Raw genomic sequence first — 20738 nt, forward strand, 5'->3', positions numbered from 1 at the left:
ACAATCAAATCAATGGGGCCTGATCCTAGGGCGATATCTCGTCGCTTGCCGTTCTTCTGAACCCTGCAAACCCAAGATTTGCTCCCCGATGGGGTCACAACGAGATAGAGCCCATCGCCATCTCCGTAGCGTCCAGACTCTTTGGTGGCTTTTACAGAGGTCGCTGATAACCGGCCCATCTATTCCCACACTCCATACCACGCGAGCAGTGGGATACAGTGCAATTTGATGAGTCGGGATGCAACACGAAATGAGAGGATATCCGCAGAAATCCGCCATTTGTGATATTAATTAAAACTGTATTGTAAGGGTGATTGGCGGAGAGGGTGGGATTCGAACCCACGGTACCCGCGAAGGCACAACGGTTTTCGAGACCGCCCCAATCGACCACTCTGGCACCTCTCCGTACGGCCCCGCTTTTGCGCTGAACCTGATCGACGGAGGGGCTTATGACGGGGTTTTTCGGACATTGCAAGAGGGCCCGAGGATGTTCCTGGAGAAAGATACTCCGAAGAGGGTTTTTTCGCCGTTTCTGATTGACTGGAAGCCTTCGTATCTGTATCGACCGCGGCTGTTCCGTGTTCCAATTTTTATTGGGCAGCATGGAGCCAACGACAAAAAGCGACTGGGTCGCGCCAGACCGGGTCAACCCGACAGCAGCGACCACGAGATCGGAACAGAGAGAGTTTCCAGAATGTACGCAGTCATCCGCACCGGCGGCAAGCAGTATCGCGTTGCTCCCGAGAGTATCCTCAAGGTTGAGAAGCTCGAAGCCGAAGCCGGCAGCACCATCACCTTCACCGACGTCCTGATGGTTGGCGGCGAAGGCACCGTGACCGTTGGCGCACCGCTGGTTGCTGGCGCAACCGTGACGGCAACCGTCGTCGCACAGGATCGTCTGCCGAAGGTGATCATCTTCAAGAAGCGTCGCCGTCAGAACAGCCGCCGCAAGAACGGCCACCGCCAGCCGGTGACCGTCCTGCGCATCAACGCGATCAACGCGGCCTGATTGGCCAGACACTTTAGGTAAGGATAAACAGCCATGGCACAAAAAAAGGCAGGCGGTTCGAGCCGTAACGGACGCGACAGCGCAGGTCGCCGTCTGGGCGTGAAGAAGTTCGGTGGCGAAAGCGTCATCGCAGGCAACATCATCGTCCGTCAGCGCGGCACGAAGATGAAGGCTGGCGCCAATGTCGGTATCGGCCGCGACCACACGCTATTCGCTCTCGTGGACGGTCATGTGAAGTTCCAGCGCCGCGCAGAAGGCCGCGTCCACGTTTCCGTGGCATTGCCGGAAGCTGCTGAATAAGCAGCCCGCGTTTTCCAGCGCGAGCGAAAGGGGCCGGTCCTGTTCGGGACCGGCCTTTTTGCGTATAAAGCGCCCCTCACCTTTTCTTGCGGACAATACAATGAAGTTTCTCGACCAGGCCAAGATCTATGTGCGTTCCGGTGACGGTGGCGACGGCGTGATCGCATTTCGGCGCGAGAAATACATCGAATACGGTGGTCCAGATGGTGGTGATGGCGGTCGTGGTGGCGATATTCTTTTCCGCGCGGTTCCCGGTCTAAATACCCTGATCGACTTCCGCTACACGCAGCATTTCAAGGCCCGTAAGGGCGGCAATGGCGCAGGTTCCAACCGAACCGGTGCTGCTGCTACAAATGTCACCATTAATGTCCCCGTCGGAACGCAGATCTTCGATGAGGACCGCGAGACCCTGTTGGCCGATCTGGATGCCGAAGGCAAGGAAGTCCTTCTGTGCCGCGGCGGTGATGGGGGTCTTGGCAATACCCACTTCAAGAGCAGCACCAACCGTGCGCCACGTCGGGCCGACAAAGGCTGGCCGGGCGAAGAGCGCTGGGTGTGGCTGCGCCTCAAGCTGATTGCCGATATAGGTCTTGTAGGCCTTCCAAACGCGGGCAAATCCACGCTTCTTTCCGTCGCATCCCGTGCGCGACCGAAAATTGCAGATTATCCGTTCACGACCTTGCACCCGCAGCTTGGCGTGGTGCGCTTAAACAATACCGAAGAATTTGTGATCGCCGACATCCCCGGCCTGATAGAAGGCGCCAGCGAAGGCGCAGGCCTCGGGGACCGGTTCCTTGGCCATGTAGAGCGCTGTGCGACACTGCTGCACCTGATCGACGGTACGGAAAGCCAGGTCGTCAAGCACTGGCGCCTGATCCGCAAGGAACTTGAGGCCTATGATCCCGAGCTTGCCGCCAAGCCGGAAATCATTGTGCTTAACAAATGCGATTCCCTCACCCCAACCCAGCGTTCCGCCAAGAAGCGAGCTCTGGCAAAGGCTTCTGGCGCGGAAGTGATGATGCTTTCTGGCGCGACGCAGGAAGGCCTGCCCGAACTACTCCGGCTGCTGCAGGATCGCGTGACCGCTGCAAAAAGGAACAGTCAGGGATGACCGCTCCGGCTTCTGCTCCTCATCTGGCGCAGGCCCGCCGGATCGTCATCAAGATCGGGAGTGCGCTTCTGGTCGATTCCGCGAATGCAAGCCTCCGTCTTGAATGGCTGCAGAGCGTCTGTGCAGATATCGCCGACCTACGTGCCCGGGGCGCGGAAGTCATCGTCGTGTCCTCGGGCGCTATTTCCCTGGCACGACACCGCCTCGGCCTGACATCCCGTCGTCTGCGGCTGGACGAAAAGCAGGCCATGGCCAGTGTCGGCCAAATCGGGCTGGCACAAGGCTGGAGCGCTGCCCTCGCCGCCCACGATCTAGTCGCGGCCCAGCTTCTACTGACCCCGGACGATACAGAAAGCCGCGAGCGTCACCTCAACGCGCGCGCCACGCTCCAGACCCTGCTCGATCTGGGCTGCGTTCCCGTCATCAATGAAAACGACGCCATCGCGACCGGCGAAATCCGCTTCGGCGACAATGATCGGCTGGGGGCCCGCGTGGCCCAAATGACCGGAGCCGATTGCCTGGTCCTACTGTCCGACATCGACGGTCTCTATACGGCGGACCCACGACAGGATCCATCCGCGCGGCATATTCCCATTGTCGAACAGATGACGGACGAAATCATGGCTATGGGCGGCGAACCGCCGCCGGGTTATTCCTCTGGCGGAATGCGCACGAAACTCCTTGCGGCCCGGATTGCGACGCGCGCGGGTGCGAACATGGTGATCGCGGCCGGACAGGAGCACCACCCACTTCACAGACTGCAAAATAGCGGCCTATGCACATGGTTCATTGCGCAGACCGATGCCGGGTCAGCCCGCAAACGCTGGATCAGAGGAAGCCTTCAGCCCAAAGGTATACTCACGATCGATGCCGGCGCCCGCCGTGCCCTTGAGGAGGGCGCATCTCTCCTGCCAGCGGGCGTGACCGGTCTTGAGGGCAGCTTTGTGCGCGGTGATCTCGTGCTCATCCGTGATGCTGACGAAAGCATTATCGGGCACGGCCTGATCGCTTATGATTCCGAAGAGAGCCAGAAGCTGATCGGCCACCGGTCCGGCGAGATGGAGCAGCTTCTGGGATATCGCGGGCGTGATGCCCTGATCCATCGGGATGATCTGGCGCTCGATCTTCCCTGAGGGGGGCTCTGCGCGCCGTTAGTTAGTCTCTGGGCGGCCAACGGAGCTTGGGCTCCGAGCGGGGCCGGTAGGCATCTTCCTCGACGACCGGTTTGTTGCCCAGCATCCTGTCCATACTGCGGCCAAGAGGTTGGCGCCCCGTCGTCGAGGCACCCTTTTCCCATGGAGCCCGAGCCCAAGCGCGTTCGGAGACGTCGGAAATCCCTTCCCGCAAAGCGGATTGCGAGAACGGCCCGCGACGCGGCAGGGCTTCATCCCCCCCTACTTCCGGACTGTCCTCATAGGACGGCAGATCGGAACGTAGGCCATGCGCCGGCATGAAATAATCCTCATCCGGCAGAGTTGGAGCTGAATAAACCGCACGGGATTCAACAGCCGCAAGGTCCTGTCTGTCGGATCCGGCAGATAAGCTGTCAGGCCGTGTCGAAACAGCCAGCCGCATATTGAGCGCCCGCAGTTCTACCCGCAGCTCCGCGATCTGAAACTCCAACTCCTGCAATCGCGGCTTAGTGCCGAAGACGGCGAAGGGCATGCAGAGCAGCGCCAGCACAAACAGGGCGGACACTACGACCAGGCACCCGAAGGCCCAGCCCGGCAACCATGAAAAATCAGACATCATAAGGAGGCCTGGTCCAGTCTGAAGGTGGCGCGTTCGGGTATCCGGAGACCGGAATTACATACCAAGGGCACGGCGATAGATATCGAGCAGGGTTTCCTGCTCCTCGATCTCGGCCGGCTCCTGCTTGCGCAGACGGATGATCTGCTTGATGACTTTTACGTCAAATCCGGCAGACTTGGCTTCGGAAAAAATATCCTTGATGTCCCCAGCCAGAGCCTTGCGCTCCTCTTCCAGACGCTCGACGCGCTCGATGATGGAGCGCAGACGGTCCGCAGCGATCCCGCCCGTGGCAGCGCCTTCGCTTTTGCTTTCTGCATCCATATCCGGTTTCCTTCCTGAGGCGTAAGTCTTGGCTGTATTTTCCGACGCTGTACGAAAACAGCATCCGCCGCGCGGCTTATCGTGATGAGGGCCGGACGGTCAACGGAATTATGTGCACATTTCATGAACGCGTGAAGATGACGACGCTTTCCTCCCGAGGACGTGCAGGCTCCGTCCCTTGACAGGAAGGGCCCTGACAGGGAACTAGACGGTGCCTGAAAAGGCCTGAACCCTAACCCTTTTTTTCCCGGTCTGCGGGTTCGAGAGGTCAGAGAGTCTTCCATGGAACATTTCCAGCAGGTCGAGCCTTTCGACTATGTCATCTTCGGCGCCACCGGCGATCTCACGATGCGCAAGCTGCTGCCCGCGCTCTATAACCGTCTTCGGATGGGCCAGATTCCGGATGATGCGCGCATCATCGGAGCCTCCCGGACCGAACTGGACCGGGAGGCCTATGTCGCGCGGGCCCGAGACGCCCTTAAGCGGTTTCTTCCCTCAGACATCCTAAGCCCTGAGCTGGTCGAGCGTTTCCTTGCCCTTCTCAATTACGTGCCCCTCGACAGCAGCCGCCAGAGTGAACAGTGGGATAGCCTGACTTCCCTCTTCACCAAGGCGCAGCCTGACCGGGTGCGGGTCTTTTATTTCGCAACCGCGCCGCAGCTTTACGGCAGCATCTGCGAAAACCTGCACCGATATGGGCTGATCACGGCCAATTCGCGGGTAGTGCTTGAAAAGCCTATCGGAACGGATATGGCGACCGCGACCGCCATCAATGACGGTGTGGGCCAGTATTTCCCAGAAAAGCAGATCTACCGGATCGATCATTATCTCGGGAAAGAGACGGTCCAGAACGTTCTCGCCCTGCGTTTTGCAAACCCGCTCATGAACGCCGCCTGGTCCGGCGAATACATTGAGAGCGTGCAGATCACGGCGGTCGAGACCGTGGGGGTCGAAAATCGAGCAGCCTATTACGATACCTCCGGTGCGCTTCGCGACATGATCCAGAACCACCTGCTTCAGGTGCTATGTCTGGTTGCGATGGAAGCCCCCGATTCCCTTGAGGCCGATGCCGTCCGCAACGCCAAGCTGGCCGTCCTGAAGGCCCTGCGCCCCATCACGGATGCCACAGCCGCCACCGAGACGGTGCGTGCGCAGTACACGGCAGGCATGGTCGATGGCAAGAATGTTCCGGGTTATCTTGAAGAACTCGGCAAGCCCAGCGCGACGGAAACCTATGCCGCCATCCGCGCCTGGGTGGACACGCCGCGCTGGAAGAAGGTGCCCTTCTACATCCGTACGGCCAAGCGTTCCGGCAAGAAGGTCAGCGAGATCGTCGTGACGTTCCGCCCGTCGGCGACCACCATGTTCGGCACCACCCCGGCCAGAAACAGGTTGGTGCTGCGCATCCAGCCCAACGAAGGCTTGGACCTGCGCCTGAACGTCAAGAACCCTGCACTGGATGTCTTCAACCTGCAGCCGGCGAATCTTGATACTTCCATCCGCATGGAAGGCGGCCTGCCCTTCCCGGATTCCTATGAACGGCTTCTTCTCGATGCCGTGCGAGGCGACCCGGTTCTGTTCATCCGCCGCGACGAAGTCGAGGCCGCATGGCACTGGGCGGAACCCATCCTTGAGGCCTGGAAGCATGACAAGACGCCCATGCAGACCTACAGTGCGGGTTCCTATGGGCCAGAACAGGCGACACAACTGCTCGCCAGTCATGGCGACACCTGGCATGAAGCGTCGGAGTAACCACATTTGAGTGACGATAAAAGCGCAACGCCCCGCCTGGGCCGCACTCCAGGCCGGGGCGCACGCCGACAGCCCCGCAGCTTCAAACAGCTCCTTTTGCGGCGGCTACTGGTCGTCATCCCAGCCTTTCTGCTGATGTTCATCGCAGTCCGGAGCGGCCTGCTGGACATGTCCTATGACAAGATCACGTTCAGCAAACTGAGTTGGTTCGATAACACGGCTCTGGTGGAGCATCTGCGCCTGGCAGTCGTGAGAGACAACCTGACGGACCTACCGCGCAACTGCCTCGTTTTCGTAGTCAACGGCAACGCGGCAGACAATACGCCGACGATGGATGTCCTGGGAAGGCACGGCAACGGCTGCCCCGGAACGAAACCTTCGGCCGACAAGCTGTTTAGCCTGAAGATCGACCGCTCCGAGCGAACCGTGCAGACAGATGCGGGAACGCCCGGCTCATTCCACGACCTGCCTCTTTAAGACACTTCAAAAAGGCGGAGCCTGTTAACAGGCTCCGCCTTTTTTCTGCGCGAAAACCGCCCGCAGGAACATTCCCCCTTCCCGCAATGCCTGACGACCATCTCTGAACAGCACGTAACCGTTCAGGAAACCATGAATCATGCGCGGAAAATTCTTCAGCCGAACTGACACACCTGCCTCATCGAGACACCGCGCATAGAGTTCTCCCTCTCCCCTGAGCGGATCAAAACCCGCGGTCACGATCATGGCCGGCGGAAGGCTCTGGAAATTATCCGTCAGGAGTGGCGAAAATGCCGGATCGAAAAGCTGTTCGGGGCTGCGCAACGTCTGGCCGCAATACCAGTACAGAAGTTCCACACTCAACATGTAACCCTCGGCATAGACCTGCCGTGAAGGCGGAACGAACGGCCCGCTCAGGGCCGGGTAATAAAGAAGTTGCGCGCTGAGCGGACGCAATCCCTCCTCCCGCACCCATTGCGTGAGCGCCGCAGATATATTCCCCCCTGCACTATCTCCCGCAACCGCAACCGGCACATCCTGTCCAACGGTCCGATAAATCCAGGCGAGCACGGCTTTGGCGTCCTCCAGTCCTGCCGGAAAGCGGTGCTCGGGAGCAAGGCGGTAATCCAGCGAAACCACCATCGCGCCGGACGCGGCCGCAAGACGGCAGCAGATCCCATGATGGGACACCAGGTCGCAATGAACGAATCCGCCACCATGCAGAAAGAGAACAATACCCCGGACCTTTCCACGCGGTCGGTAAAGGCGAGCAGTGCGGAAGCCATCGGCTCCAGGGACACGGATTTCACGCCATCGACGAATCCGCAGGGAAGATAAAGCCACAGGAAAACTCGGCCGCCCTGTGACACGCCGGATCTGCTTCAGGATTGGCGCGGCTGGTGGCGCGGCGGGAATGGGCGGGATCTCGTCCAGAGCGATCATACGCGGCGTAACACCACGTCTGCGACTCTGCCAGGCCAGCCAGGACAAGAAGATCCGTAATGTCAGGGTTGGGCGCATTTAACCATTATGCCGGGATCATACCCAAAAGTCTGCCCTTGACCCCGCAGGCATCCCGGAGCAGTGTCTGCGCCGCCAGACGGCTGGACGATCGCTGTGTATGCGATGAGGATCGCATACAGGGAGGAAAGTCCGGGCTCCATGGGAAGACGGTACCGGTTAATTGCCGGCGGGGGCGACCCCAGGGACAGTGCCACAGAAAACAGACCGCCCGCCGGACTGTACCCCAAGCGTTCATTCGCATGGGAACATGTTGCGGGTAAGGGCGAAACGGTGCGGCAAGAGCGCACCGCATCTCCGGCAACGGCGATGGTCATGGTAAACCCTACCGGGAGCAAGACCGAATAGGAACGGCAGGTTTCCGCAAGGAGACCGGGGGTTTCTCGCCCCGTCGTTCGGGTTGGTTGCGTGAGGCCTGTAGCAATGCAGGTCCCAGAGGAATGATCGTCCCGCCTTAGGGCGGACAGAACCCGGCTTACAGGCCGTCTGGCACCCTTTGGAAAAAATCCGTTCTCTCTAGTAATTGTTCCTATCTCCCAAGAAGAACAAAACAGGAACAAATAACGGCAGGTATAGATCCGCCTGCGCGATTATCCCTGATAATTCCTAATAAAAAGCAAAAAATTTCGTCACATTTTAGATTTTGAAAATGTCGCAGTTTTCTGCGGTTTTCAGACGATATCTGTTTGACGTCCCATGAAATCCCATGATATCCCAGTAAAGACCAAGCCAAATAACCAGAAACCGCATGACCGGTTCTGACGCAGGAAGGAGGCACATCATTTATGAGCATGTTCCTCGGCACGCATCAGAACCGTTTCGATGCCAAAGGTCGTGTTTCCATTCCCGCATCTTTCCGCGCCGCCCTGAAATCACAGGCACAGCCGGGAGATCCACTGGTCATCCTTCGGCCGTCTCATCTCCATCCCTGCGTCGAAGGCTGGACGGTCGGCGCTTTCGCATCCCTTGCGACACCGCTCGACGAGTACGACCCCTTTTCGGAAGATCATGAAGATCTGGCCGCCAGCCTCTATGCGGACGCCTATCCGCTGGACAGCGACAGGGAAGGCCGCATCATTCTTCCCGAAAACCTGCGCACCCACGCAGCCCTGATCGACGAAGTCTCTTTCATGGGACTTGGTCGCACATTCCAGATCTGGAACCCCGAAGCCGCAGCAGAGCGGCGTCAAGCTGCCCGCAGCCGCGCCCGAACCCTCGCAACCAGCCGCCGCTCCGCCGGCGCACCTGTCACCGGCAACACAGCGGGAGCAACGGAATGAACGCGATCACCCTGGTCCATTCCGGTCACGTTCCGGTCATGCTGCACGAGGTTCTCGAAGCGCTCTCCCCGCGCGCTGGCGGACGCTATCTGGACGGCACGTTCGGTGGTGGCGGCTATGCCCGCGCCATCCTGAATGCAGCCGACTGCACGCTCGATGCCATCGACCGCGACCCGGCCGCCATTGAGCGCGGAAACGCTATGGCCATTCAGGCCAACGGGCGACTGCGAATGCATCAGGGTACGTTCGGCGAGATGGAAACCCTGGTTAGGGCAGAAGGTCCGTTCGACGGCATCGTGCTGGATCTGGGCGTCTCATCCTTCCAGATCGATCAGGCCGAGCGCGGTTTCTCGTTCCGCAATGACGGCCCGCTGGACATGCGGATGGGCTCGGATGGCCCCTCGGCGGCGGATCTGGTCAATACGTACAAGGAAGCCGAGCTCGCGGACATCCTTTACCGCTACGGCGAGGAAAAACTTTCCCGCCGCATTGCACGCGCCATCGTGGCCGCCCGCACCGAGGCCCCGATCACGACAACCGGCCAACTCGCGCACATCATCCGCTGCTGTGTTCCCCGCGATCGCGCCAATATCGATCCGGCCACCCGCAGCTTTCAGGGGTTACGGATTGCCGTCAACGACGAGCTTGGCGAACTGGAGCGGGCTCTGGAAGCCGCGCCGCGTCTTCTGGCTCCCGGCGGAATTTTCGTGGTCGTAACATTCCATTCTTTGGAAGATCGCCTGGCGAAACGTGCCATGGCCGTTCTTGCAGGCCGTACGGGAAATCCTTCCCGTTACGAACCGGCGCCACTCCGCCAGGAAGCACCAGCCTTTTCCCTTCTTTATTCCCGTCCCCTCTCCGCCACGGATGAGGAATCCCGGGAAAACCCCCGCGCCCGCAGTGCCCGCCTGCGCGCATTGGTTCGCAACCCCGCCCCCACGATGCCCGTCTCAGGAATGCCATCATGATCCGGCCCTTCACCGTCGCCTGCGCTGTCCTCGCTGCAGGATCTGGTCTGTTTCTCTATACCAAGAAGCATGAGACCACGGTTCTGGACCAGAAAATCACCAAGATCGTGCAGGAAACACAACGCGTGCGCGGCCAGACCGCCATGCTACGCACGGAATGGGCCCTGCTGAATCAGCCTGACCGCCTAAAAACCCTAGCGGCCCGCTTTGTTCCCGCCCTGCATCCAATGGAGCCGGACCAGTTCATCCGTATGACCTCGCTCGAAGAACGCCTTCCTGCTCCGGGCTCGAAGGCGCAACCGGTCGATCCGCGAGAGGAACTGCATGAGGTCGTGAACCGCGCTGCCGAAGCCGCTCACCTGCCCCTGCCCATTCCGCAGGCTGTTGTCGTGCATGCTCCTGCCCCCACGCCGACTCCGCGTCCGGTGGCTATAGCCATGGCGTCACATCCCGCCGCGACACCGAAGCTGGCCGCCGTCCCTGTGCATATCTCCCATGCTCGAAGCGCGGATATGCAGATAGCGTCTGCTACGCAGCACACGGTTTCGGCGCCGCTACACGCTCATGCCGACAGCGCACCCAGCGTCCGGCTGGTCAACTATCGTGAAAGCCATCCTGCTCCGCTCATGGTTGCAGCATGGCACCCCCAGACCGTGCATGTCAGCCACAACGCAACCTCGACCCGTCTGGCCGAAGAACGCCCCCGCATGCGTCACACACAACTTTCCGCTCTGGGTAATGCGAATGACGCATTGCCCGCGCCGGTGCCGTTGGCTAACTGAAAGCCTTCTCATCGTTAACCGCTCGTTCAGTATTTTCGGATAGCTTAGGGCGAGCCCTTCAACAGGACGCACCCCCGCACGATGCCCCAGGACGTGCCACCTTCTTCCGGTTCACAGCGCCCCGACCGTCCGGATGTGCCGTCAGGGCGTTTCCGGCAGGATCGCACGCCGCGGGGGTTCCGCAGGCTGAATCTTGACCAAATGCACGGACGTCTGCTCGGCGTCGGGATGGGGTTTCTCGCGATTTATGGCGCCGTGGCGCTCAAGGCAACCGTTGCCACCGTCCTGATGCCGATGGAGCCGGAAAAGCGTCAGATCGCACCTCAGGTTCCGGAAATCCCCAAGAGTGATCCGCGCGGGGAAATGTCGGGGGATTTCGTCCTGCCCACCGTCAAGCGCGCGACCATTACCGACCGAACGGGTCAGGCTTTGGCGCTCTCGTTGCCTGTCGCACAGGTCTATGCCAATCCGATGGAGCTGATTGATCCGGCTGATGCCGCCGACAAGCTCCGCAAGATCCTGCCGCAGCTCAACCGGGACGAAACGATCCGCCGCCTGTCGCTGAAAAAGCAGTTCGTCTATCTGGCGCGAGACATTTCGCCCGTTCAGGAAATTGCCATCAATAATCTGGGTATTCCGGGCATTTATTTCGAAGCAGGCGAACGCCGCCATTATCCGCTAGGCCGCACGGCCGCGCAGATCATGGGCAGCGTCGATATCGACGATCACGGTATTGCAGGCGTGGAACGGTATTTTGACAAGCGCCTGAACTCTGACCGCACACCTTTGCGCCTGTCGCTGGACGTGCGCGTGCAGACTGTGGCGCATGACGAACTTCAGGCCGCAAAGGACGAGTTCTCGGCTATTGGCGCAAGCGCCATCGTCATGGACGTCCGCACGGGCGAAATCCTGGCCATGGTTAGCCTGCCCGATTACGACGCCAATGATTTCGGTCACGCCCCTAATGATGCCCGCTTCAACCGCGCCGTCACCGGCATGTATGAACCCGGCTCGACGTTCAAACTTCAAACGGCAGCGATGGGCCTGCAACTCGGAATCATCCATCTGTGGGACCGCTTCTCGACCATACCCATCAAGGTCGGTCGCTTCACCATCCGCGACATGAAAACCGACCATTTCGCCCCATGGCTCTCCCTACCCGGTGTTCTGGCGTTCTCGTCCAATCCGGCAGCAGCGCATATAGCGCTTGATGTCGGCGCAACACGTCAGCAGGACTGGCTACGGAACATGGGCTTTTTCAATCGTGTTCCGGTCGAACTGCCCGAAGCTGGTCGCCCGCTCGTTCCTGCATCACGCAACTGGGGCATTTCCACGGTCATGACGGTCGGGTTTGGTCACGGTGTTGCCGAACCGCCGTTGGCCATCGTGCGCGGCACGGCGGCAACCGTAAACGGCGGTATCCTGCTCAAGCCAACTCTCGTGGCACGCGATACCGAGGACGACAGTAAGCCAGCACCGGACGCCGATGCGGCCCAAGTCCGGCCCGTAGCGTATCGGCCGGGTGCGGATAGCGACGAGATCGGTGCCGAAACGCCTGTGGGTACACGTGTCCTGTCCGAGCAGACCTCAGTGCTCCTACGTAAACTGCTGCGCCTCGACGTTACGATGGGCAGCGGCAAGTCCGCCGAAGTGCCGGGCTATTATGTCGGCGGCAAAACCGGCACGGCAGAAAAAATCGGCGCGCATGGCGGCTATCTGAAACACGTGAACGTCTCAGCCTTCACCAGCGTGTTCCCGATGAACAACCCGCATTACGCCGTCTATGTGATGCTCGACAGTCCGCAGGGCACGGCCGCGACGCATGGCTGGACAACGGCTGCCTGGAACGCCGCACCGACCGTCAAGAAAATCATCTCGCGTGTCGGCCCGATCCTGAACCAGTTCCCAGATCTGGCGAACAAGGATGCGATCGACGCGTCTCTGGCCATTCCGATGAACCCACCCGTTCCCCCCGGATACCGCGCCCTTGGCCCCGGCAACGATCCGGGCGATCCGCGCAATCAGGCTCGCACCTCCAAGCTCTTGCCCTCCAGAATACAGCACTGAACCGTTTGATGCGCCTCTCCCAGCTCCTCGCCCTTTGTAACACGTCGCAATCCCTGGCAGACGACCCTGAAATTCTGACCGTGACCGCCGACAGCCGCCGGGCCGGGCCGGAGACGCTCTTCTTTGCCCTACGCGGCGCAAAACAGGACGGAAGCGCCTTCATCCCGCAGGCCGTCTCGAAGGGGGTCGCAGCAGTAATCGTGGATCAGGAAACCACGCCCCCGAATAGCGCAGTTCCTGTGATCGTACGGCCCGATGCCAAGCATCTACTCGCCTGCATGGCGTCCGCGCTTGCCGGTCCGCCCCCCTCCTGTATCGCGGCGATCACGGGTACGAACGGTAAAAGTAGCACGGCCGATTTCCTTCGCCAGCTCTGGATACTTCAGGGCAATCGAGCGGCAAGCCTTGGGACTCTGGGTCTCATTTCCGATACGGATGTCTCTGCTCCCCCCAGCCTGACGACGCCGGACCCCGTATCTCTGTCTCAGACCCTGGCCGCGCTGGCCCGCAACGGCGTAGAGCATGTCGCCCTCGAGGCTTCCTCGCATGGACTGGAACAGCACCGACTGGATGGTGTAGCGTTGACAGCAGCTGGCTTCTCCAATCTGACGCGCGACCATCTCGATTATCATCTGACGCTGGAAGCCTATCGCGCGGCAAAATTGCGCCTATTTGACGAAGTGCTGCCCCAGGAGGGTATCGCGGCAGTCAATGCAGACATGGACGGCGAGACGTTTGCGGCTCTTCAGAACATTACAGCCCACCGAAACCTGAAACTCCGCAGAGTCGGGCGTAATGGCACTGCACTACGGCTGATCGAAGCCCGTCCCACGCCGGCAGGTCAGATTTTGCGTCTCGCCCTATACGGCGAGGAACTGCCGGAAATTCCCCTTTCTCTACCAGGCCGCTTTCAAGCCGACAACGTGATGCTGGCGGCTGCCATGTGCTGGGAAGATGAAACCGACGCTCGGCAGGTTGTGGCCCTTTTGCCTCGCCTGACAGGCGTTCACGGACGGTGTGAGCGGGCTGCTGCATTGCCCAATGGGGCTGCCGCCTATGTGGATTATGCTCACACCCCCGATGCCCTCGAATGCGTTTTGTCCAGCCTACGTCCGCATACGGCAGGACGTCTGGTCGTGGTCTTCGGTGCGGGCGGCGACCGTGACCGCGGCAAACGCCCGCTCATGGGGGCAGTTGCCGCGCGGATGGCAGATCTGGCGATTGTGACGGACGATAATCCCCGCACGGAAGAGTCCGCCTCCATCCGCTCCGAAATCCTCACGGCCTGCCCGGATGCGCTTGAAATTGCGGATCGCCGCAGCGCCATCGCAGCAGGTTTAGAGGCTCTGATGCCCGGCGATATTCTTGTCGTGGCCGGCAAGGGACATGAGCAGGGTCAGATCGTCGGTACAGAAATCCTGCCCTTCGATGACCGTCTCGTTATTCGTGAACTGGTAGGTGCAGCATGAGCGTTCTGTGGAACAGTGCGGACCTTCAGGCCGCGACAGGCGGAACACTGAATGCCGATGTTCAGGTCACCGGCATCTCGATCGACACCCGAACACTAGCCCCGGGGGACCTGTTCATCGCCCTGCGTGGCGAGACGAGCGACGGCCATACCCATGTGCGGCAGGCTTTGGACAAGGGTGCGGCCTGCGCGCTCGTGCACGACACGGCGGGTCTGTACGATCCGCGCCTTCTGATCGTTCCTGACACCATGACTGCCCTGGTGGATCTGGGCCGTTATGCGCGCGCGCGTTTTCACGGGAAAGTCGTTGCCATCACCGGAAGTGTCGGCAAGACGACGACCAAGGACATGTTGAAAGTCGCGCTGGCCGCCATCGGCCCGACGCACGCCGCCGTCGCCTCCTACAACAATCACTGGGGCGTGCCTCTAACACTGGCCCGACTGCCGCAGGACGCCCGGTTCTGCATCAGCGAAATCGGCATGAACCACGTCGGAGAAATTGCCCCCCTCGCCACTCAGGTCCGACCCAATGTTGCGATCATCACCACGATCGGCACGGCACATCTCGGCCATATGGGCAGCATCGAGGCAATTGCCCGGGAAAAATCCGACCTGTTCGGCGCACTTACGGACAAGGGGATCGCTATTGTCCCTGACGACGCAGCCGGTCAGAAGCACTTCCAGGCAACACTTCCTGAAGGATGTACCCTGTGGCGTTCGGGCGGCTCCGAGACGGCAGAACTTCGAATTAAAAATCTGCACTGCTCGGCAGAAGGCAGCCATTTTGTGCTGCATCTGCCATCTGGAATCCAGAGCGTGACGCTGACGGCACCGGGAGAGCATCTCGCCCGCAATGCGGCCCTAGCCCTCGGCGCGGTTGTAGCTCTGGGTGAAGACATCGCCGTTGCGGCCAGCTCGCTGCAGAACTTCGTGCCAGGGGCCGGACGCGGACAGATACGCACGATCCTGAACGACGTGCGCCTTCTGGACGAAAGCTATAACGCCTCTACGCCTAGCGTCCGCGCTGCTCTGGCGACCCTCGCGCTACTCCCGGCCCAGCGACACATTGCGGCCCTCGGAGACATCCGCGAACTCGGCACCTTCGCCGATGCCGAACACCGCTCTCTGGCAGACGCTGTTCAGGCCGCCAAAGCCATAACCTTCTGCTGCGGCCCCCATATGCGCGCGCTTTATAACGCGCTTCCGTCCGAGCTTCAGGGAGGATACGCCGCCGATGCCGCCTCTTTGGCACCTCTCCTGCTCAAAGCCCTTCACCCTGGTGATCTCCTACTCGTGAAAGGTAGCTTCGGCAGCCGGATGCGTGACGTGATCTCAGCCCTCGACAACGCTTCCAGCCCGGTTTCTGTCTGATGCTTTTCAATCTCATCGCCGCCCATGACACGTCCCATGGCGGGTTCTTCAACCTGTTCCATTACCTGACGTTCCGTTCGGGCTGCGCCTGCCTGACAGCGCTGGTCATCTCGTTGGCACTGGGCAATCCGTTCATCGCTCAGCTCAAGCGCATCCAGCGCGAAGGCCAGCCAATTCGCACTGTCGGCCCCGAGCGGCATATTCTGGAAAAGGCTGGCACGCCCACGATGGGCGGCATGCTGATCCTGATCGCGCTGTTCTCCGCCACACTGCTCTGGGCCGATCTGACAAATGGCTTCGTATGGGCAGTCATGCTGACGACGGCCGCCTTCGGGGCGGTCGGCTTTGCCGATGACTACCTGAAGCTCTCCAAACGCAACACGACCGGCGTCTCCAAGCGCACCCGGCTCGGCTGCGAGTTCCTGGCATCGCTGATCGCCGGCATCTGGCTCCAGTCCCTGACACCGCCAGAACTGCGCAACATGGTGGCCTTTCCGTTCATCAAGGATGTGCTTCTTCCGCTAGGTTACGCTTTTCCGATCTTTGCGATGATCACCATCACAGGCTTCGGTAACGCTGTGAACTTCACGGATGGTCTTGACGGTCTGGCCATCGTCCCGGTCGTAATCGCAGCACTGGTCTTCGCTTTGATTTCCTATCTGGTCGGCAACCACGTCTTCGCTGACTACCTACAGCTCCATCCGGTTCCAGGTACGGGTGAACTCGCAGTCTTCTGCGCAGCATTGATCGGCGCAGGCCTCGGATTCCTGTGGTTCAACGCCCCACCGGCCGCCGTCTTCATGGGCGATACTGGCTCCCTCTCGCTCGGCGGCGCTCTCGGAGCCGTGGCGGTCGCCACTAAACATGAACTCGTACTGTGCATCGTGGGGGGTGTTTTCGTAGCTGAAACCCTATCGGTTGTTATTCAGATTTTCTGGTTCAAACGGACCGGACGGCGCGTGTTCCTGATGGCGCCGTTGCACCACCACTTCGAGAAAAAAGGCTGGCAGGAACCAAAAATCGTGATCCGGTTCTGGATCGTCTCCATCGTGCTGGGCCTGTGCGGTCTGGCGACGCTGAAACTGCGATGAGCGGCTTTCCGTCCAACCTCCTCGCAGGCGAGCGCTATGCAGTCTGCGGCCTGGGTCGCAATGGCGCAGCCGTTGTGCAGGCGCTACTCGGGATGGGCGCACAGGTACAGGCCTGGGATGATCACAATGCCGATCTTCCCGCGCAGCCGAACCTGACAGTCGCCCCCCTGACCGATCTGTCCGGCATGACGGCCCTCATCCTGTCCCCAGGCATTCCCCATCTGCTGCCCAAAGCCCATCCCGTCGCAGACCTTGCCCGGGAACAAGGGGTTCAGATTTTTTCCGATGCCGAGATCCTGTATCGCGCCGCTCGCAAATCCGGCTCGCAAGCCGCGTTTGTCGCCGTCACGGGAACAAACGGAAAATCGACGACGACGGCTCTAATCGCCCATCTTTTCACAACGGCCGGACGCCCCTGTGCGGCAGGTGGTAACCTCGGCACGGCATCACTGGCATTGCCGCTTCTGCCCGATAATGGCGTCTACGTCATCGAAATGTCTTCCTACATGCTCGAACGGCTGGATCACTTCCACGCAAACGCTGCCTGTCTGCTGAACCTGACCCCCGACCATCTGGACCGTCACGGCGACATGGCAGGCTATGCCGCTGCCAAGGCCCATATCTTCGACAATATGAGCACGGACGATCTGGCCGTGATCGGCATAGATGATGAGTGGTGTCGCGTTATTGCCTCACAAGTCGCATCGCGCGGCGTACAGGTCATTGAACTGGACGCAGATGCCCTTCCTTCTTACGACGGACCTGCCCTTCTTGGACGGCACAATGCCCAAAATGTCGGCGCGGCCCTAGCCATTGCACACCATCTCGGCCTCGATGATACGACAATCCAGAAGGGTCTAAAATCCTTCCCTGGCCTGGAGCATCGCCTACAGAAAGTCGCGGAATGCGACGGCGTCTCTTTCATCAATGATAGCAAGGCCACGAATGCCGAGGCCGTATCCAAGGCTCTCGCCGCCTATGATAAAGTCATGTGGATTGCAGGCGGCGTAGCAAAAGCCGGTGGTATTGAAAGTCTCGCGCCCTTTTTCGATCACATCGCACAGGCCTTTCTGATTGGACAGGACGCGGATGTTCTCGGCACCACGCTGAAAAGGCATGGCATGCCCTTCCAGCAGTGCGGAACACTGGAAAAGGCTGTTTCAGCCGCCTTCCAAGCCGCTCTTGACGCAGATATTCCCGTCGTCCTGCTGTCACCCGCCTGTGCAAGTTTTGATCAATTTCGCAGTTTCGAGGATCGAGGTTCACACTTCCTTAAAATTTGCGATAATATTGTGAAATCAGGTCATTCGGGCACCAACCCCACGCAGAAACAGGAGGATTGACGCCATGTCGGGACTGTCCCGTGTCGATACTTCTGCAGTTGCCCGCTGGTGGCGTAACCTGGACCGTGTGACTCTGGCCTGTGTCGGCCTGCTGATCGGCCTGGGCTATGTGCTGATGCTGGCAGCCAGTCCTGCGGTGGCCTCACGTATCGGCGCCTCGCGCAACATGTTCATTCTCAAGCAGGTGATCTTTTTGGCGCTCGCTGGAGCGATCGTGCTTGGAACGTCCTACCTGTCCCGACAAACCATCAAGAAACTCGCGATTATCGGCGGTATCATAGCGCTCGGCGCCACGGCCATGACGCTGGTGCACGGCATGGAAATCAAGGGCGCGCGCCGCTGGATTGCGCTGCCAATGATGTCGGTCCAGCCCTCGGAATTCCTCAAGCCCTGTTTTGCGGTCGTGACCGGTTGGCTACTCTCGGCGCGCCGTTCCGTCGTGATGTGGGGTAATATCGCCTTCCCTGGCATGCTAATTGCCTTCCTGTGCTTCGGGATTATTCTGCTCCTGCTAAAATCCCAGCCCGACATCGGAATGCTGTCCGTCATCACGATGGTCTTCATGACCCAACTTTTCGTGGATGGTCTCAAGCTCTACTGGGTCGGCCTCTGCGTCGCCGGTATGGCGGGAGCCTTTGCAGTCGCCTATATCGTTTTTCCACACGTGCAGTCCCGAGTGCAGCGCTTCCTGCATCCTGATGTCGGTGACCACTACCAAATCGATACCGCGCTGCGGGCGTTCGGAAATGGTGGCCTGCTGGGTCGCGGACCCGGCGAAGGCCGCGTGAAGGATCTGCTGCCCGATGCCCATGCCGATTTCGTCTTTGCGGTCGCTGGAGAGGAATACGGCCTGATCCTGTGCATCGGCATCATCCTGCTGTTCGGAATTATCGTTCTGCGCACACTGCTCAAGCTGATGCATGAGGATGATCCGTTCGTCATCGTATCCGCCGCCGGACTGGTGACGGGATTTGGACTTCAGGCCTTCGTCAACATGGGTTCAACATTGCATCTGATCCCGACAAAGGGCATGACCCTGCCCTTCATTTCCTATGGCGGCAGTTCGGCAATGTCGGTGGCCCTGACCATGGGTATGGTTCTGGCCCTAACACGTCATCATGTCGGTCAGAGCCGGATTGGTCAGAGAACCTCTACGCCCTATGGCCAGGGACCACTGTTTGAGAGGAATACGCCGTGAGCCGCCCCATCGTTATCGCCGCCGGTGGCACGGGCGGACATTTCTTCCCGGCCGAAGCCGTTGCAACCGTACTTGCGGAACGGGGTCACGACCTTGTCCTAATGACGGATGCCCGGCATGGACGCCGCGAGACTGGCCTGTTCAAAGACCGTCCGCAATATGTGCTGGACGGCGCGGGTGTTGCTGGCAAGGGGCTCGGTGGGAAACTCCGTGGCGTATTGGCCCTACTGCGCGGCATGATAGAAGCCCGCCGTATCCTCGCTTCGCTTGATGCCGCGGCGGTTGTTGGTTTCGGCGGCTATCCGTCCATCCCGCCTCTGACTGCATCACGCCTTCTGTCTTCCGCAAAGCGCCCGCAGATGGTCATCCATGAAGGCAACGCCGTGCTCGGGCAGGCTAACGCCTTCCTGTCTCGCTTTTCTCCCCTGATCGCTACATCCTACGTGAAAGTCGCCGGTCTTCCTGAAAATGCCCGGACAACCCTGACCGGCATGCCCGTCCGTGAAGGCATCGAGGCGCTTTTCGGTCATGTCTATGCTCAGCCCGAAGACAGGATTAACCTTCTGGTCTGGGGTGGCTCTCTGGGCGCACGCGTGTTCTCTGATATCGTGCCACAGGCGCTGGCCGCCCTTCCCGAAGAATTCCGCAAACGCCTGAAAGTCACACAGCAGATCAAAGCCGATGATCTGGAGCCTGTCCGCGCTATCTACGAAAATGCGGGGATCGAGGTTGAAGCAGCCCCCTTCTTCACGGATGTTCCGGCCTGCCTGAAAAACGCCCATCTCGTGATCGGTCGCGCAGGAGGCTCTTCGGTTGCGGAACTGGCCATGGCCAGTCTGCCATCAATTCTGGTGCCGTTGCCCATTGCAGCCTCCGATGAACAGGGCGCGAATGGTCAGGCACTCGTCGATGCCGGTGCGGCCTGGATGATCCGACAGCCCGATTTCAGGCCCGCAGCCCTGACGGCTCTGCTGACAGACCTGTTTTCCCGTCCTGAAAAGCTCGAAAATGCAGCAAAAGCCGCTCATCTGTGCGCGCGCCCTCATGCTGCCGCAAAAGTCGCTGATCTGATTGAATCCGCCCTGCGGTCCTGATTCCTGTTTTTTGTTCCTGCCCAAGAGTACCTACCCCATGCGCGCCTTGCCCCTGAACATCGGAACCATTCACTTCGTCGGTATCGGCGGCATCGGCATGTCTGGCATCGCCGAAGTCCTGCACATGCTTGGCTACAAGGTGCAGGGTTCGGATATCGCTGAAGGTGCCAATGTGCAGCGCCTACGCCAGTCCGGCATTATCGTTCATATCGGCCACGACGCCGCCAATTTGGGCGATGCACAGGTTGTCGTGACCTCCACGGCCGTAAAAAAAGACAACCCGGAAGTCGTGGCCGCCCGCGCCAAGCTCATCCCGGTCGTACGGCGGGGGGGG

At 60.1% G+C, this 20738-nt stretch carries 21 protein-coding genes, 1 tRNA gene and 1 other RNA gene; 18 read left to right on the plus strand and 5 right to left on the minus strand.

The window, feature by feature from the left end; translation table 11 throughout:
* Both GSP01_RS12230 and GSP01_RS12235 read right to left on the minus strand, forming a co-directional pair.
* A partial coding sequence (locus GSP01_RS12230; protein ID WP_141353934.1) for an Arm DNA-binding domain-containing protein occupies positions 1-179 on the minus strand: 179 nt, incomplete at its 3' end.
* Between the two features lie 136 nt (positions 180-315).
* A tRNA-Ser gene (locus tag GSP01_RS12235) sits at positions 316-405 on the minus strand.
* 289 nt (positions 406-694) lie between these two features.
* Here GSP01_RS12235 and rplU point away from each other — a divergent pair.
* The 4 genes from rplU to proB all read left to right on the plus strand — a co-directional run bounded on the left by rplU (position 695) and on the right by proB (position 3553).
* Positions 695-1009 (plus strand): 50S ribosomal protein L21, encoded by a 315-nt coding sequence (gene rplU / locus GSP01_RS12240; protein ID WP_062494728.1) that lies wholly within the window; start codon positions 695-697, stop codon positions 1007-1009.
* Positions 1010-1042: 33 nt separating this feature from the next.
* Positions 1043-1309 carry a 50S ribosomal protein L27 gene (rpmA, locus tag GSP01_RS12245; RefSeq protein WP_008851550.1) on the plus strand — a complete coding sequence of 89 codons (267 nt, stop codon included), beginning with the start codon at positions 1043-1045 and terminating at the stop codon, positions 1307-1309.
* Positions 1310-1409: 100 nt separating this feature from the next.
* A complete protein-coding gene (obgE, locus tag GSP01_RS12250) occupies positions 1410-2420 on the plus strand; it encodes a GTPase ObgE (RefSeq protein WP_141353936.1) in 1011 nt (336 codons plus the stop codon).
* The gene (gene proB / locus GSP01_RS12255; RefSeq protein ID WP_141353938.1) at positions 2417-3553 is read left to right on the plus strand and encodes a glutamate 5-kinase; all 1137 of its coding nucleotides are present in this window, start codon (positions 2417-2419) and stop codon (positions 3551-3553) included. Before obgE ends, proB begins: the two co-directional genes overlap by 4 nt.
* Positions 3554-3575: 22 nt before the next feature.
* Here the strand turns inward: proB and GSP01_RS12260 are convergent, their stop codons facing one another.
* A complete protein-coding gene (locus tag GSP01_RS12260; RefSeq protein ID WP_141353939.1) occupies positions 3576-4172 on the minus strand; it encodes a hypothetical protein in 597 nt (198 codons plus the stop codon).
* Between the two features lie 54 nt (positions 4173-4226).
* Positions 4227-4493 carry a DUF2312 domain-containing protein gene (locus GSP01_RS12265; protein WP_011251740.1) on the minus strand — a complete coding sequence of 89 codons (267 nt, stop codon included), beginning with the start codon at positions 4491-4493 and terminating at the stop codon, positions 4227-4229.
* A gap of 282 nt (positions 4494-4775) precedes the next feature.
* Between GSP01_RS12265 and zwf the strand changes: the two genes are divergently transcribed.
* Together zwf and GSP01_RS12275 are read left to right on the plus strand one after the other, a co-directional pair.
* The gene (zwf, locus tag GSP01_RS12270; RefSeq protein ID WP_141353940.1) at positions 4776-6245 is read left to right on the plus strand and encodes a glucose-6-phosphate dehydrogenase; all 1470 of its coding nucleotides are present in this window, start codon (positions 4776-4778) and stop codon (positions 6243-6245) included.
* Positions 6246-6251: 6 nt separating this feature from the next.
* Complete coding sequence (locus GSP01_RS12275) at positions 6252-6722, plus strand: hypothetical protein (RefSeq protein WP_174787599.1); 471 nt, start codon at positions 6252-6254, stop codon at positions 6720-6722.
* A 24-nt stretch (positions 6723-6746) separates the two neighbouring features.
* Here the strand turns inward: GSP01_RS12275 and GSP01_RS12280 are convergent, their stop codons facing one another.
* On the minus strand, positions 6747-7742 hold the full coding sequence (locus GSP01_RS12280) for an alpha/beta hydrolase (RefSeq protein ID WP_141353942.1): 996 nt from the start codon (positions 7740-7742) through the stop codon (positions 6747-6749).
* 75 nt (positions 7743-7817) lie between these two features.
* Here GSP01_RS12280 and rnpB point away from each other — a divergent pair.
* The 12 genes from rnpB to GSP01_RS12340 all read left to right on the plus strand — a co-directional run.
* An RNA gene (gene rnpB, locus GSP01_RS12285) (RNase P RNA component class A) lies at positions 7818-8236 on the plus strand.
* A gap of 291 nt (positions 8237-8527) precedes the next feature.
* Positions 8528-9022, plus strand: coding sequence for a division/cell wall cluster transcriptional repressor MraZ (gene mraZ / locus GSP01_RS12290; RefSeq protein WP_141353944.1), 495 nt, complete (start codon positions 8528-8530; stop codon positions 9020-9022).
* On the plus strand, positions 9019-9990 hold the full coding sequence (rsmH, locus tag GSP01_RS12295) for a 16S rRNA (cytosine(1402)-N(4))-methyltransferase RsmH (protein WP_141353946.1): 972 nt from the start codon (positions 9019-9021) through the stop codon (positions 9988-9990). The genes mraZ and rsmH overlap by 4 nt, the downstream gene beginning before the upstream one ends.
* Positions 9987-10772 (plus strand): cell division protein FtsL, encoded by a 786-nt coding sequence (ftsL, locus tag GSP01_RS12300; RefSeq protein ID WP_141353948.1) that lies wholly within the window; start codon positions 9987-9989, stop codon positions 10770-10772. The genes rsmH and ftsL overlap by 4 nt, the downstream gene beginning before the upstream one ends.
* Positions 10773-10853: 81 nt before the next feature.
* Positions 10854-12839, plus strand: coding sequence for a peptidoglycan D,D-transpeptidase FtsI family protein (locus GSP01_RS12305; RefSeq protein WP_141353950.1), 1986 nt, complete (start codon positions 10854-10856; stop codon positions 12837-12839).
* Between the two features lie 8 nt (positions 12840-12847).
* Complete coding sequence (locus GSP01_RS12310; RefSeq protein WP_141353952.1) at positions 12848-14308, plus strand: UDP-N-acetylmuramoyl-L-alanyl-D-glutamate--2,6-diaminopimelate ligase; 1461 nt, start codon at positions 12848-12850, stop codon at positions 14306-14308.
* The gene (locus tag GSP01_RS12315) at positions 14305-15678 is read left to right on the plus strand and encodes a UDP-N-acetylmuramoyl-tripeptide--D-alanyl-D-alanine ligase (protein WP_141353954.1); all 1374 of its coding nucleotides are present in this window, start codon (positions 14305-14307) and stop codon (positions 15676-15678) included. Before GSP01_RS12310 ends, GSP01_RS12315 begins: the two co-directional genes overlap by 4 nt.
* A complete protein-coding gene (mraY, locus tag GSP01_RS12320; protein ID WP_141353956.1) occupies positions 15678-16769 on the plus strand; it encodes a phospho-N-acetylmuramoyl-pentapeptide-transferase in 1092 nt (363 codons plus the stop codon). Before GSP01_RS12315 ends, mraY begins: the two co-directional genes overlap by 1 nt.
* Complete coding sequence (murD, locus tag GSP01_RS12325) at positions 16766-18112, plus strand: UDP-N-acetylmuramoyl-L-alanine--D-glutamate ligase (protein ID WP_141353958.1); 1347 nt, start codon at positions 16766-16768, stop codon at positions 18110-18112. Before mraY ends, murD begins: the two co-directional genes overlap by 4 nt.
* 4 nt (positions 18113-18116) lie before the next feature.
* On the plus strand, positions 18117-19310 hold the full coding sequence (locus GSP01_RS12330; RefSeq protein ID WP_141353960.1) for an FtsW/RodA/SpoVE family cell cycle protein: 1194 nt from the start codon (positions 18117-18119) through the stop codon (positions 19308-19310).
* Positions 19307-20404: an undecaprenyldiphospho-muramoylpentapeptide beta-N-acetylglucosaminyltransferase gene (gene murG / locus GSP01_RS12335; RefSeq protein ID WP_141353962.1), complete on the plus strand. Its 1098-nt coding sequence runs from the start codon at positions 19307-19309 to the stop codon at positions 20402-20404. The genes GSP01_RS12330 and murG overlap by 4 nt, the downstream gene beginning before the upstream one ends.
* A 37-nt stretch (positions 20405-20441) precedes the next feature.
* The coding region (locus GSP01_RS12340; RefSeq protein ID WP_255320901.1) for a Mur ligase domain-containing protein at positions 20442-20738 on the plus strand (297 nt) is incomplete at its 3' end.

This window comes from Gluconobacter sphaericus NBRC 12467 (genome assembly GCF_006539125.1).
GTDB classification, from domain to species: domain Bacteria; phylum Pseudomonadota; class Alphaproteobacteria; order Acetobacterales; family Acetobacteraceae; genus Gluconobacter; species Gluconobacter sphaericus.

What these genes read in the sequence shown, in the direction of transcription:
- rplU (WP_062494728.1), top strand. Translation starts at nt 695, where the DNA reads ATGTACGCAGTCATCCGCACCGGCGGCAAGCAGTATCGCGTTGCTCCC.
- rpmA (WP_008851550.1), top strand. Translation starts at nt 1,043, where the DNA reads ATGGCACAAAAAAAGGCAGGCGGTTCGAGCCGTAACGGACGCGACAGC.
- obgE (WP_141353936.1), top strand. Translation starts at nt 1,410, where the DNA reads ATGAAGTTTCTCGACCAGGCCAAGATCTATGTGCGTTCCGGTGACGGT.
- proB (WP_141353938.1), top strand. Translation starts at nt 2,417, where the DNA reads ATGACCGCTCCGGCTTCTGCTCCTCATCTGGCGCAGGCCCGCCGGATC.
- GSP01_RS12260 (WP_141353939.1), bottom strand. Translation starts at nt 4,172, where the DNA reads ATGATGTCTGATTTTTCATGGTTGCCGGGCTGGGCCTTCGGGTGCCTG.
- GSP01_RS12265 (WP_011251740.1), bottom strand. Translation starts at nt 4,493, where the DNA reads ATGGATGCAGAAAGCAAAAGCGAAGGCGCTGCCACGGGCGGGATCGCT.
- zwf (WP_141353940.1), top strand. Translation starts at nt 4,776, where the DNA reads ATGGAACATTTCCAGCAGGTCGAGCCTTTCGACTATGTCATCTTCGGC.
- GSP01_RS12280 (WP_141353942.1), bottom strand. Translation starts at nt 7,742, where the DNA reads ATGCGCCCAACCCTGACATTACGGATCTTCTTGTCCTGGCTGGCCTGG.
- mraZ (WP_141353944.1), top strand. Translation starts at nt 8,528, where the DNA reads ATGAGCATGTTCCTCGGCACGCATCAGAACCGTTTCGATGCCAAAGGT.
- rsmH (WP_141353946.1), top strand. Translation starts at nt 9,019, where the DNA reads ATGAACGCGATCACCCTGGTCCATTCCGGTCACGTTCCGGTCATGCTG.
- ftsL (WP_141353948.1), top strand. Translation starts at nt 9,987, where the DNA reads ATGATCCGGCCCTTCACCGTCGCCTGCGCTGTCCTCGCTGCAGGATCT.
- GSP01_RS12305 (WP_141353950.1), top strand. Translation starts at nt 10,854, where the DNA reads ATGCCCCAGGACGTGCCACCTTCTTCCGGTTCACAGCGCCCCGACCGT.
- GSP01_RS12310 (WP_141353952.1), top strand. Translation starts at nt 12,848, where the DNA reads ATGCGCCTCTCCCAGCTCCTCGCCCTTTGTAACACGTCGCAATCCCTG.
- GSP01_RS12315 (WP_141353954.1), top strand. Translation starts at nt 14,305, where the DNA reads ATGAGCGTTCTGTGGAACAGTGCGGACCTTCAGGCCGCGACAGGCGGA.
- mraY (WP_141353956.1), top strand. Translation starts at nt 15,678, where the DNA reads ATGCTTTTCAATCTCATCGCCGCCCATGACACGTCCCATGGCGGGTTC.
- murD (WP_141353958.1), top strand. Translation starts at nt 16,766, where the DNA reads ATGAGCGGCTTTCCGTCCAACCTCCTCGCAGGCGAGCGCTATGCAGTC.
- GSP01_RS12330 (WP_141353960.1), top strand. Translation starts at nt 18,117, where the DNA reads ATGTCGGGACTGTCCCGTGTCGATACTTCTGCAGTTGCCCGCTGGTGG.